Origin of the sequence: Flavobacterium sp. M31R6 (assembly GCF_013284035.1) — a bacterium.
Classification (GTDB): Bacteria; Bacteroidota; Bacteroidia; order Flavobacteriales; family Flavobacteriaceae; genus Flavobacterium.
The window spans coordinates 834122-846599 of the sequence record NZ_CP054141.1; the positions used below are offsets into that span (position 1 = coordinate 834122).

A 12478-nucleotide genomic window follows, 5' to 3' on the forward strand; every position below is an offset into this window, starting at 1 on the left:
ATATTCTCTTATATTTCTTATATGGTAAGAATTTTTCTCAGCGGATTGGAAGCCTTCAATAGCATTGGATGGTTTAAAGAATAGGTTTGATAAGATAACCATTCTCCCTTTTGCGGAAGCGTGAGAATAGAGAGGAACAAATTTAATTGCAATAGATATTAAATAATTATATAGGTTTAAAAATGAAGAAACTGATACGAATTCTCGTTATATTTTTAGCATTTACGCAAATAGCTTTGTCTCAAACACGTGAGGTAAAAGTGTTAGATACTAATTGGAAATTTCAAAAAGGAGATTCTGAAGAAGCTTCTAAAGTAAATTTCAATGATTCGAAATGGGAATCGGTAACCGTTCCGCATGATTGGGCAATTTACGGACCTTTTGATAAAAATGTAGATATACAGAAAGTTGCGATTGTTCAAAACGGAGAAAAAGTTGCTACCGAAAAAACAGGACGAACAGGAGCTTTACCGCATATCGGGACAGCGTGGTACCGCAATAAATTTACATTACCGAAAGATTCAAAAGGGAAAAAAATAATTCTGCTTTTTGAAGGTGCAATGAGCGAACCTCAAGTGTATTTAAACGGGAAAAAAGTTGGAGAATGGGCATATGGCTATAGTTATTTTTATTTTGATGTTTCCCAATTTATACAAGAAGGAGAGAACACATTGTCGGTAAAGCTAACCAATAAAGAATTTGCTTCACGTTGGTATCCTGGCGCCGGTTTATATCGAAAAGTAAGTGTTATTATAAAAAATAACGAAAGCATTGACCAATGGGGGCAGTTTGTAACGACACCTTTTATCAGTGAGGAAGTTGCTAAAGTCAACATTAAGACCAAAGCTTCTGGGGAAAAAAGTCGTTTAGTTACCACTATTTTTGATGCCGAAGGGAATAAACTAAATTCAGAGGAGTCGGATATTAAATTCGGAAATGAGTTCGATCAAAATATTAAGGTAGAAAAACCAAAATTGTGGAGCCCCGAAACCCCTTATTTGTATAAAGCGGTTTCTCAATTGTATGTTGGAAAAGAATTGAAAGATGAGGTTTCAACACGTTTTGGAATTCGAGAAATAAAATACGAAGCTAATAAAGGTTTCAGTCTTAATGGAAAGGTAACCAAATTTAAAGGAGTTTGTCTTCACCATGATCTTGGTCCACTTGGAGCAGCAGTAAATAAAGCCGCGTTGCGCAGGCAAATGAAGATATTAAAGGATATGGGATGTAATGCCATTCGCAGTTCACACAATATGCCTTCTTTCGAGCAATTGGAATTGGCGGATGAAATGGGGTTTCTGTTTCTAGCAGAGAGTTTTGACGAATGGGTACTGCCTAAAGTAGAAAATGGCTATCATCGTTTTTTTGATGAACATGCCGAAAAAGACATCGTGAATTTAGTACAGGCAACAAGAAATCATCCTTCTATTGTGATGTGGAGTGCTGGAAATGAAGTGCCGGATCAATGGGGAGAAGCGGGTGTAAAACGAGCCAAATGGTTGCAGGAAATATTTCATAGAGAAGACCCAACACGTCCGGTAACTGTTGGTATGGATCAGGTAAAAGCGACTATGGAATCTGGTTTTGGTGCTTTGCTCGATATTCCGGGATTGAATTATCGTGTGCATTTATATGATGAGGCCTTTAATAAATTTCCGCAAGGGTTTATTTTAGGTTCCGAAACAGCTTCAACTGTTAGCTCTAGAGGGATTTATAAATTCCCGATAGTTCAAGAAAAAGATAAGCAATATACTGATTTTCAATCATCCTCTTATGATTTGGAAGCCTGCAGCTGGTCCAATGTACCTGATGAAGATTTTGTGCTTCAAGATGATAAACCTTGGGTAATTGGCGAGTTTGTCTGGACTGGTTTTGATTATTTAGGCGAACCTACGCCTTATGATGAAATGTGGCCTTCTCGAAGTTCTTATTTTGGAATTAACGATTTAGCCGGTTTGCCAAAAGACCGTTACTATTTATATAGAAGCCGTTGGAATACGGAGAAACCAACCCTACACATCTTGCCACATTGGAACTGGGAAGGACGCGAAGGACAGACAACCCCCGTTTTTGTATATACGAACTATAACAGTGCTGAGCTTTTTATAAATGGCAAGAGCATGGGAGTGCAGAAAAAAAACAAAAACACACCTCAGAACCGCTACCGCCTGATGTGGATGGATGTGAAATATGAGCCGGGAACTGTAAAAGTGGTGGCTTTTGACGACAATGGTAAAGCTGTCGCTGAAGAAGTGGTAAAGACTGCTGGCAAGCCTTATCAAATTGTTTTAGAGGCAGACAGGAAAACAATCACTGCCAATGGTGAGGATATCTCTTTCGTAACCGTATCTGTAGTTGACAAAAATGGAATTCCCTGTCCGACGGCAACTAATCAGTTAAAGTTTAAGGTCACAGGAGCGGGTACTTACAGGGCTGCCTGCAATGGCGATGCCACTTCATTAGAAATGTTTCATAAGGATACCATGAAACTTTTTAGTGGAAAGTTGGTAGTGCTTGTAAAATCGACAACAACTGCCGGCGATGTAAAATTGGAGGTAAATGGAGCTGGGCTTAAGAGCGGTAAATTGACCTTGGTATCGAAATAAATAAAACATGACAGTGCGTGACTAATACCAAAGCGACAAAAATTAGCCACAGATTAAAAAGATTTTCACAGATTTTTTTAATGATGCTTGTAAAATCTGTGTGAATCTGTGTAATCTGGGGCAAAAAAAAAGACTTGTTGCGCATTTAAGGAAAGTCATAAAATCTAATATTTTAATAATTTCAAAGTAATGAACGATTTATTAATTAACAAAACGACCGCTTTTTTTCAGGAGAAATTTGGCAATGCTCCAGAGAAAATTGTGCTTTCTCCAGGGAGAATTAACATCATTGGCGAACATATCGATTATAATGACGGGTACGTTTTGCCTGCTGCAATCGACAAGATTATTTGTTTCGCTTTTGCAAAAAGCAATTCAAAGCAATCCAAAATTTTTGCCATAGACTTGAACGAAGAATTTGAAGTCGATTTGACAGAAACGATTTCATTGAGTAAAGTGGTTTGGACGAATTACATTTTGGGCGTAATCAAGCAATTACAAGATAATGGATTTTCGTTCGATGGTTTCAACTGTGTTTTTAGTAGTAACATTCCTGTTGGTTCGGGATTGTCTTCGTCGGCAGCTTTAGAATGCGGAACAATTTTCGGAATCAAGGAACTTTTCAATCTGTCAATTCCAAAAGTAGATATTGCACTAATGGGACAAAAAGCAGAACACTGGGTTGGAATCAATTGCGGGATTATGGACCAGTTTTCAAGTGTTATGGGTTTAGAAAATAAAGTCATAAAAATTGATTGTAAAACATTGGAATACGAATACCACAACGCCGATTTCAATGATTATTCTCTGATTTTATTTGACAGTAACGTGAAGCATTCTCTGTTTTCTTCGGCTTACAATACCAGAAGAGAAGAGTGTGAAGAAGGGCTTTCGATTATAAAAAGTAACTTTCCGGAAATTACCAGTTTCAGGGATTGTACCGAAAGCCATGTGCTACAACTAAAAGATAAAATGACACCAAATGTGTTTGTCAGATGTCATTATGTGGTTAAAGAAATTCATCGTGTGGCACTTGCCTGCGAAGCTTTGGATAACGGAAACATCCAAGCATTAGGGAAATTACTTTTTGAAACCCACGAAGGCTTGTCTAAAGAGTATTTGGTAAGTTGTGATGAACTGGACTTTATCGTAGATACTTTAAAAAAGGAGGAAGCAGTAATTGGATCTCGCTTAATGGGAGGCGGTTTTGGTGGTTGTACCATCAATTTGATTAAGAAAGGAGAAGAAGAAGCTATCAAGACCAAGCTTACTAAGCTTTATAAAGAGGCATTTGATATTGATTTGAAAATTTATGATGTGAAAATCGGAAACGGTACATCATTATATCAGCCTTTAGGGTAAATAATAATTTTAACCGCAAGGAGCGCAAAGTTTTTTTGAAAACGCAAAGAACGCAAAGCTTTGCGCCCCTTGCGGGATATAGACAATTTTTGAAAATCATTGCGCACTTTGCGGTTAAACCAAAAAATAATAAAATGAAAAATTTTGATATAAACGAAGATCCGCACAGACGTTTCAATCCATTAATTAACGAATGGGTTTTGGTGTCTCCGCACAGGGCAAAAAGACCTTGGCAAGGACAAAATGAAACAATTCATACCGATGCACTTCCTGAATATGATGCAACTTGTTATTTGTGTCCAGGGAACGTTCGTGCCAATGGGGAAAGTAACCCAAACTATGAATCGAGTTTTGTTTTCGAGAATGACTTTGCAGCCGTAAAGCAAGAGCCAATCTTGTTTGAAGAAGAGTTAAAACCAACTTTCTTTAAAGCAAAACCAGAACGTGGTATTGCCAGAGTGGTTTGTTTTTCGCCAAGACATGATTTGACTTTGCCAGAAATGGAGCTTCCGGCAATTGAGACTATAATTAGAACTTGGCAAAAAGAATACACGGATTTAGGAAGTGTAGATTACATTAACCACGTTCAAATTTTTGAAAACAAAGGAAGTGTAATGGGATGTAGCAATCCGCATCCGCACGGACAAATATGGGCGCAATCTTCTTTGCCTACTCAAGTAGAGAAAACGCAAAACAGCCTAAAAGAGTATTTCGATAAAAATCAAAGTAATCTTTTGCTGGATTATTTAAAAGAAGAATTAGAGCTAAAGGAACGTATCGTAATTGAGAACGAACACTTCGTGGCATTGGTTCCTTTTTGGGCAATTTGGCCATTTGAAACAATGATTATCAGCAAAAGACATATTACAAAAATAACGGAGTTCACATCAGAAGAAGTTTCGGCTTATGCTTCTATTTTAAAGGCATTAACGATAAAATACGATAATCTTTTTGAGACCTCTTTTCCGTATTCTTCAGGGATTCATCAGGCACCAACAGATGGAGAATCACACCGGGAATGGCAATTTCATATGCATTTTTATCCACCGTTATTGCGCTCGGCTTCCGTAAAAAAATTTATGGTAGGTTACGAAATGATGGGCGAAGCACAAAGAGATATTACTCCAGAAAAAAGTGCCGCAGTATTGAAAGCGCTTCCGGAGGTACATTATAAAAACAAATAAGATGAGTAAGATAGTAGTAACAGGCGGTTTGGGTTTTATAGGATCCCACACCGTTGTCGAATTGCAAAATCAAGGTTTTGAAGTAGTCGTGATCGATAATCTTTCTAATTCTTCAATTGAAGTTTTGGATGGTATCGAACGCATTACGGGTAAAAAACCAACGTTATCAACAATTGATTTAAGAGAGAAATTGGCTGTCCAAAGTTTCTTTATGGAACATAATGATGTGGCAGGGGTTATTCATTTTGCAGCTTCTAAAGCAGTTGGCGAAAGCGTGAAAAATCCTTTGTTGTATTATGAAAACAACTTGGGTGCTTTAGTCTATATTTTGCAGGAATTAGAGAAAAAGAAAGGCGCCCATTTTATCTTCAGTTCGTCATGTACGGTTTACGGGCAAGCCGAAGTGATGCCTATTGCCGAAACAACTCCGATTCAACCGGCATTGTCTCCTTACGGAAATACAAAACAGATAGGTGAGGAGATTATTTCCGATGTAGTGAAAGTAAGTGGTATAAATGCTATTTTGCTTCGTTATTTCAATCCTATCGGTGCACATCCGTCTGGTGAAATAGGGGAATTGCCTATTGGTGTACCGCAAAATTTAGTTCCATTCATTACTCAAGCTGGAATGGGTTTGCGTGCCGAGTTATCAGTTTACGGAAATGATTACCCAACGGTTGACGGAACTTGTGTTCGCGATTATATTCATGTAGTCGATTTGGCGAAAGCCCACGTAATCGCATTACAAAGATTATTGAATAAAAAGAATGTGGAGCCATTAGAGATTTTCAATCTTGGAACCGGAACCGGAAGTTCTGTATTGGAAGTGATTGCCGCTTTTGAAAAAGTAAGTGGACAAAAATTGTCATACAAAATTGTGGAAAGGAGAGAAGGTGATGTAACTGAGGCTTATGCCAATACTGATAAGGCGAATACCATTTTGGGATGGAAAACCGTTTCGACTTTGGAAGAAGCCATGGCCAGTGCTTGGAAATGGGAGCAGAAGATTCGAACCAGTCCCGAATTTGCATCATAATAATTATAATTAAACAGGATAATCGTACTGTTTTGGGTTGTTAATGGCTAAATTTAAAATAAATGTAAAAAATACATTTATAAACATTAAAAATAAATATTTTTATTTTACATTTGGCTTCAATAATTCATAAAAAAATAATGGAATTAAAATACATATGATATTTTACAGTTGATTACATTGCCAAATCGCAATGTTTTTTGTAATAAGGTAGTGTTTTAGTGCCTGAAAGCAGTAGATTTCAGATTACAAAATATAAGAACAAAAGAATAACCACATTTTATTAATATTAATTTCTATAAAACTATTTACTCATGAGCCAGAACCTCGCTTTTGCGGATTACGCAGTATTTATTATTTATTTTGTCGTGGTATCCACTTATGGATACATGATTTATCGCAAGCGTGAAAAAAACGAACACGATGCCAAAGCTTACTTCCTTGCAGAAGGAACATTAACTTGGTGGGCTATCGGAGCTTCATTGATCGCTTCAAACATTTCGGCTGAACAATTTATTGGGATGAGTGGTGAAGGATTCTTTTTGGGAGTCGCTGTTGCTGCATATGAGTGGATTGCCGCTATTGCTTTGATAATCATCGCGATTTGGTTTATTCCTGTTTATTTGAAAAACAAGATTTATACCATGCCTCAATTTTTGAAAACAAGATATAACGAATCAACGGCTTTAATTATGGCTGTTTTTTGGTTGTTTTTATATGTTTTTGTTAACTTGACTTCTATTTTATACTTGGGAGCTGTTGCTATTAACGGACTTGCAGGTGGTGAATATTTGCATGCAATTATGATTGGTTTGGCTGTTTTTGCTTTGCTTATCTCTTTGGGAGGTATGAAAGTGGTAGCGTATACTGACGTAATTCAGGTAGCGGTTTTAATCATTGGTGGATTGGTAACCTCTTACATTGCTTTGACTACTGTTGGACACTATTTTGGTTTTGGTCAAGATGCAATCGCTGGTTTCAAAGTATTAATGGAAAAAGCACCGGAGCATTTCAAAATGATTATTCCAAGACCTACGGCTACATCTTCTCAATTGGAAATCAATAAGTATCTTACTTTCCCAGGAATGATGTCTTATTTGGCGGGTATTTGGATTATCAATCTTAACTATTGGGGTTGTAATCAATACATCACTCAAAGAGCTTTGGGAGCTGATTTGCAAACGGCTCGTACTGGTATTTTATTTGCAGGTATGTTGAAATTATTAATGCCCCTTATCGTTATGTTGCCTGGTATTGCTGCTTTTGTTTTATATGAAAACGGACATTTACCACATTTAGTTGGTGGAAAAGATGGAGCTTATTCTGCAATGTTGACGTTCCTTCCTACAGGTTTAAAAGGATTATCTGTTGCAGCTTTGACAGCAGCTATTGTAGCCTCTTTGGCCGGTAAAGTAAACAGTATCTCTACTATTTATACTTTGGACGTACACAAAAAATATATTCAAAAAAGTGCTACCGATAGAGCTCAGGTAAATATTGGGAAATACGCTGTTTTTGCAGCGATGGTTCTTGCAGTTATGTTTACTTGGAATGATTTATTAGGAATTGGTGGTGTGGGTGGTTTCACTTACATCCAAAAATATACTGGATTTATTAGCCCAGGGGTATTTGCAATGTTTATTCTTGGGATGTTCTGGAAAAGAACAACGGGTACAGCTGCAATTGTAGGTGTGATTTCCGGGTTCTTATTATCGGTATTTTTCAATGAATTTGCTCCTGCAATACTTGGAAACGAAACTTTGTTGTATACGGCTTGGCCTAATGGAAAAGGTGGTTTTGAGATTCCATTCCATATCTGTATGGGATTGTCATTCTTGTTTACTATGCTTCTAATGGTTGGAATCAGTTTTGCTGGACCAAAAGTGAATCCAAAAGCATTCGAATTGGATACTGAAATGTTTAAAGTTAAACCGCAAACAACAGTATTGATTGTAATTACATTATTGATTATTTGTGCTTTGTACGTGAAGTTCTGGTAATAAAGTTTGTTAGTTAGTTAAAAAAGTGTGAAGCTAAATTCGTTTGGTTTCACACTTTTTTATGTGGCTACTTTGTCTAAATTTCTAATGTTGTTTTGAAATTTTCTATTTGTCTTCGATGTCTTAAAATATGCACGATTGCATGTTCAAATAATTGTTCAATATCATAGACTTGTCCCCAAGATGTTTTTATTTTTTCTAAGTCATTGAAGCTTTCTAGATCACTGTCATAAATAGTGTCAAACGTCTCATAAGTATATAAAAGGACATTATTTAAATCAGTTTTATATTCTTCTGTAGATTTTCGAATTTCTTTCTTTGGACGTTCAATAGTCCCTTCTCTCAAATTTCGAATATAAACACAATATCCATATCCGGAATTCACTACATGGGCAAGTATGGTTTGAATTGATTTACAATCTTCGTCATTAGTTGCTGAAGTAATCGGCATAATTAACTTTTCGTCAGGGATATTCTGAATGACATTTTGCAATTCTACGATTACTTTTCTGTATTCGGAAAGCAGCGCATTTACAGCATTTTTACTTTTATTTATAGTCATTTTAATTTCTGGTTTTACTGCTAAATAAATTGTTAGAATCGGTTAAATCATCGATGAGCTAAAATTACGGAATACCGATGTATGCTTTTTGATAAAGAAAGTTAATATTTGGATCTAAATATTGTCAATTTAAAAATAATGACTACCTTGTAGTCAAATTAACCATAAGGCGATATTTTTCGAAACATATATTTGTTATAAAAGGAGTCTTAATTAGTTATTGGATCTCCAGACCTGAAAGTGTGATTAGCTTTCGGGTCTTTTTTTTTTGATATGAGAAAAAAAAGATTATGTTGTGGATCTGGATAGTGAAGATTCAACGAAAGTTAAATAGCTCCTAAGTAATTGAATTTTACACGAGACTAAAATTCGAAATTAAATCCTTTTTCGGTAAGTTTCTCGTAAATTTCTGGATCAAATTTGTACAATTTTGCGGCTCTATGCGAAACATCTTGTTGTTTTTCATCCAATGGAACCAATAATTTCATGTGTAAAATTTTTCTGCGAAAATTAGATTTGTCCAATTCAATCCCTAATATTTCTTCGTAAAGATGCATTAATTGTAATAATGTAAACTTCTCGGGTAAAAGATTAAAGCCAATAGGAGCTTGGCGTACCCGATTACGCAATTGCAATAAACTAAAATCTAAAATTTCGTTGTGGTCAAAAATTAAATTTGGTATGTCATTAATTTTAAACCATTTCGCTTCTCTTAAGGTAACACTGGCTTTTATATTATAGTCTTCTCGATTTACCAATGTATAGTAGGCAATGGTTAGAACCCTTCTTCCGCTTACACGATTTGGATTGGTAAAAGCCTTTAATTGCTCTAAATAGATGTTGTCAAGACTGGTTAGTTCATACAAAATTCGTTGTGCGGCATCATCGGCACTTTCTTCTTTTCGTAGCCACCCTCCAAGAAGTCCCCATTTCCCTACGCTCTCTCCCTCTGCATGTTGCACCAAAAGTATTTCAAGACTTTCTTTGTTAAATCCAAAAATGACACAGTCAATAGTTACGCCCTCAATAGCTGGTTCCTTAATGTCTTTATTCATATTGCTATTAATTTCGGGATTATTTTTAGGGGGGATAATATCATTTCTTGATTTAGTCTGTAATGGTTAAAATTCAAAATTAAATCCTTTTTCGGTAAGTTTCTCGTAAATTTCTGGGTCAAATTTATATAATTGAGCGGCACGATGAGATACATCTTGTTGTTTTTCATCCAAAGGAACCAGTAATTTCATGTGAAGAATTTTTCTGCGGAAATTGGATTTATCCATTTCGATTCCTAAAATTTCTTCATACAAATGCATGAGTTGCAATAAAGTGAATTTTTCGGGTAGCAAATTGAAGCCCAATGGAGCTTGGCGCACTCTATTGCGGAGGTTTTTTATACTGTAAGCTAGGATTTCGTTATGGTCATAAATTAAATCTGGAATTTCATTAATCTTATACCATTTGGCATCCGAAGCCGTAAAGCCTGCTTTAATATTGTAATCTTCTCTTTTTACTAAAGCATAATAACCAATGGTAATAACCCTTCTAAGAGGGAAACGGTCCGGTTCCCCAAAAGCTTTTAGCTGTTCAAGGTAAATATTGTCCATTCCGGTAAGTTCGGCCAGTAAACGGTGGGCGGCGTCATCTGTACTCTCTTTCTTTTTTATCCAACCACCAGGTAATCCCCATTTTCCTTTGCTGATACCCTCGGCGTGTTGTACTAAAAGTACTTCTAGTATACCGTTGTCAAATCCAAATATAACACAGTCAATAGTAATGGCATTCATGGCAGATTGCTCCACAATTTGTATTAGATCCCTATCTATAATTTTTCTGCTCATAGCCTTACAAAGTTTAGGACTAAATTAATATTTTTTTAAAGAGTCCAGTCGTACACAAAGAAATATATTTTGTAAAATAATTGTGATTAAACCTCTTTTTGGATTCAAAATTCCAAATATTTTTTATTTTTAAATTGAATAAAATGTAACTTATTTGTAATCAGCATTTTAAATGCTTAAAAATTTATTGTAACCCTATAAAAACTACTTTTTTACATAAGATATCGGTAAAAATAAAAACCTTTTTTTATCAATTACAAATATTTCAGTACAATTTTTTGTTAATATGAAAAATATGCCATATACTTGTAGTCAAATTAACCATAACGTTATGGTTTGTTTGACCAAAAGTACAAAAAGCAATAAGAATTCAATCATATACTACTAAGAATATGTATTTTTTAGGAATCGATTTAGGAAGTTCGTCCATAAAATTATCGGTATTTGATGCTGAAAAAGGGATTACTGTTGCGGCAGTAACGGTTCCTGAATTTGAGATGGATATTGTAGCCCGTGAATTTGGCTGGGCAGAACAAGATCCTAATAAATGGTGGGAATACGTGAAAAATGGTATCCAATTTCTTGGTTCAAAACAACATATCGATTTAAAGAAGATTGCTGGAATTGGGATCGCCTATCAAATGCACGGTTTAGTATTGACGGACGAAAATATGAATCCAGTTCGTTCTTCTATCATTTGGTGTGATAGTAGAGCAGCTAGCATTGGTAATGAAGTTTATGACAGAATCGGACATGAATCTTGTCAGCAACAAATACTTGGAAGTCCGGGGAATTTTACGGCATCCAAATTAAAATGGGTTCAAACCAACGAACCAGCCATTTTTCAAAAAGCGGTTTACATGATGCTTCCGGGCGATTTCATAGCTGCAAGACTATCCGGAAAAGCACAAATAAGTACTTCGGGCTTATCGGAAGCCGCTTTATGGAACTTCTCAAAAGGAACTTTGGCAAATGAAGTGTTACAGGTTATGGGACTTTCCGTAGATATGATTCCTGAAATTGTGCCCAACTTTGGGTATCAAGCAACAGTAGACCCAGATGTTGCGTCAGAATTGGGATTGAGTTCAGATGTTAAAATCACCTACAGAGGTGGTGACCAACCAAATAATGCGATGTCGTTGAATGTTTTAAAACCAGGAGAAATTGCCACAACAGCAGGTACTTCGGCAGTGATTTATGCCGTAAGTAATCAAGATGTTTATGACAAGGAAAACCGTATCAATACTTTTTTACATGTCAATAATACCAAAGTTCAAAAAAATAACGGGGTAATGTTGTGTATCAACGGTTCTGGAATTTTATACCAATGGCTGCGTAAAATCATGTCGACTGACAGGACTGGTTTAATCGCTTATGAAGCTCTTAATGCCGAAGCAGCAAAAGTTGCAGCAGGAAGTAATGGTTTGCGTTTTTATCCTTTTGGAAATGGGGTAGAACGCATTTTCAATAATAAAAAGGTCAATTCTGGAATTCAAAATTTGAATTTTAATATCCATCAGTCCGGGCACCTTATTCGTTCGGCTTGTGAAGGAATTGTGTTTGCCATGAATTATGGTTTTGATGTTATGAAATCAGTGGGTGCATCTGGAGAAATAGTTCGTGCCGGAAATGCCAATCTTTTTTTGAGCCCTGTTTTTAGAGAAATCTTTACCAATACAACACAAACCACATTAGAATTATACAATACCTCCGGATCTGAAGGTGCAGCGCGAGGAGCAGCTTATGGTTTTGGTTATTATGCTTCTTTGGATCAAGCTTTTGATGGTTTAAAATGCATAGAGAGAATAGAACCAAATCCAATTTTGACTTCACAATATCAGGAAATATACCAAGAATGGAAAAATCATATTAAACTAGAATCATGAT

9 protein-coding genes are annotated in these 12478 nt (G+C 36.0%); 6 read left to right on the forward strand and 3 right to left on the reverse strand.

What is annotated here, in order from left to right:
- The first annotated feature begins 182 nt into the window (after positions 1–182).
- The 5 genes from HQN62_RS03325 (at position 183) to HQN62_RS03345 (ending at position 8188) form a co-directional block, all read left to right on the forward strand.
- Positions 183–2606, forward strand: a complete 2424-nt coding sequence (locus tag HQN62_RS03325) for a DUF4982 domain-containing protein (RefSeq protein ID WP_173503318.1) — start codon at positions 183–185, stop codon at positions 2604–2606.
- A 189-nt stretch (positions 2607–2795) separates the two neighbouring features.
- Positions 2796–3968: a galactokinase gene (gene galK, locus HQN62_RS03330; protein ID WP_173503319.1), complete on the forward strand. Its 1173-nt coding sequence runs from the start codon at positions 2796–2798 to the stop codon at positions 3966–3968.
- 134 nt (positions 3969–4102) lie between these two features.
- The gene (locus HQN62_RS03335) at positions 4103–5152 is read left to right on the forward strand and encodes a UDP-glucose--hexose-1-phosphate uridylyltransferase (protein WP_173503320.1); all 1050 of its coding nucleotides are present in this window, start codon (positions 4103–4105) and stop codon (positions 5150–5152) included.
- A 1-nt stretch (position 5153) separates the two neighbouring features.
- The gene (gene galE, locus HQN62_RS03340; protein WP_173503321.1) at positions 5154–6188 is read left to right on the forward strand and encodes a UDP-glucose 4-epimerase GalE; all 1035 of its coding nucleotides are present in this window, start codon (positions 5154–5156) and stop codon (positions 6186–6188) included.
- Between the two features lie 314 nt (positions 6189–6502).
- On the forward strand, positions 6503–8188 hold the full coding sequence (locus tag HQN62_RS03345; protein WP_173503322.1) for a sodium/sugar symporter: 1686 nt from the start codon (positions 6503–6505) through the stop codon (positions 8186–8188).
- Between the two features lie 76 nt (positions 8189–8264).
- Here the strand turns inward: HQN62_RS03345 and HQN62_RS03350 are convergent, their stop codons facing one another.
- From HQN62_RS03350 to HQN62_RS03360, 3 genes are all read right to left on the reverse strand, one after another.
- The gene (locus HQN62_RS03350) at positions 8265–8750 is read right to left on the reverse strand and encodes a DinB family protein (RefSeq protein ID WP_116796409.1); all 486 of its coding nucleotides are present in this window, start codon (positions 8748–8750) and stop codon (positions 8265–8267) included.
- A gap of 362 nt (positions 8751–9112) precedes the next feature.
- Entirely contained in the window at positions 9113–9805 is a 693-nt protein-coding gene (locus tag HQN62_RS03355; RefSeq protein WP_173503323.1) for an NUDIX hydrolase, read from the reverse strand.
- 66 nt (positions 9806–9871) lie between these two features.
- Positions 9872–10591, reverse strand: a complete 720-nt coding sequence (locus HQN62_RS03360; protein WP_116796407.1) for an NUDIX hydrolase — start codon at positions 10589–10591, stop codon at positions 9872–9874.
- Between the two features lie 392 nt (positions 10592–10983).
- Here HQN62_RS03360 and HQN62_RS03365 point away from each other — a divergent pair, with 392 nt between their 5' ends.
- Complete coding sequence (locus tag HQN62_RS03365; RefSeq protein WP_173503324.1) at positions 10984–12477, forward strand: xylulokinase; 1494 nt, start codon at positions 10984–10986, stop codon at positions 12475–12477.
- Position 12478: the final 1 nt, after the last annotated feature.

Coding starts and splice junctions, on each gene's coding strand:
- HQN62_RS03355 (WP_173503323.1), bottom strand. CDS start 9,805: ATGAATAAAGACATTAAGGAACCAGCTATTGAGGGCGTAACTATTGAC.
- HQN62_RS03360 (WP_116796407.1), bottom strand. CDS start 10,591: ATGAGCAGAAAAATTATAGATAGGGATCTAATACAAATTGTGGAGCAA.
- HQN62_RS03350 (WP_116796409.1), bottom strand. CDS start 8,750: ATGACTATAAATAAAAGTAAAAATGCTGTAAATGCGCTGCTTTCCGAA.
- galK (WP_173503319.1), top strand. CDS start 2,796: ATGAACGATTTATTAATTAACAAAACGACCGCTTTTTTTCAGGAGAAA.
- HQN62_RS03335 (WP_173503320.1), top strand. CDS start 4,103: ATGAAAAATTTTGATATAAACGAAGATCCGCACAGACGTTTCAATCCA.
- HQN62_RS03365 (WP_173503324.1), top strand. CDS start 10,984: ATGTATTTTTTAGGAATCGATTTAGGAAGTTCGTCCATAAAATTATCG.
- HQN62_RS03325 (WP_173503318.1), top strand. CDS start 183: ATGAAGAAACTGATACGAATTCTCGTTATATTTTTAGCATTTACGCAA.
- galE (WP_173503321.1), top strand. CDS start 5,154: ATGAGTAAGATAGTAGTAACAGGCGGTTTGGGTTTTATAGGATCCCAC.
- HQN62_RS03345 (WP_173503322.1), top strand. CDS start 6,503: ATGAGCCAGAACCTCGCTTTTGCGGATTACGCAGTATTTATTATTTAT.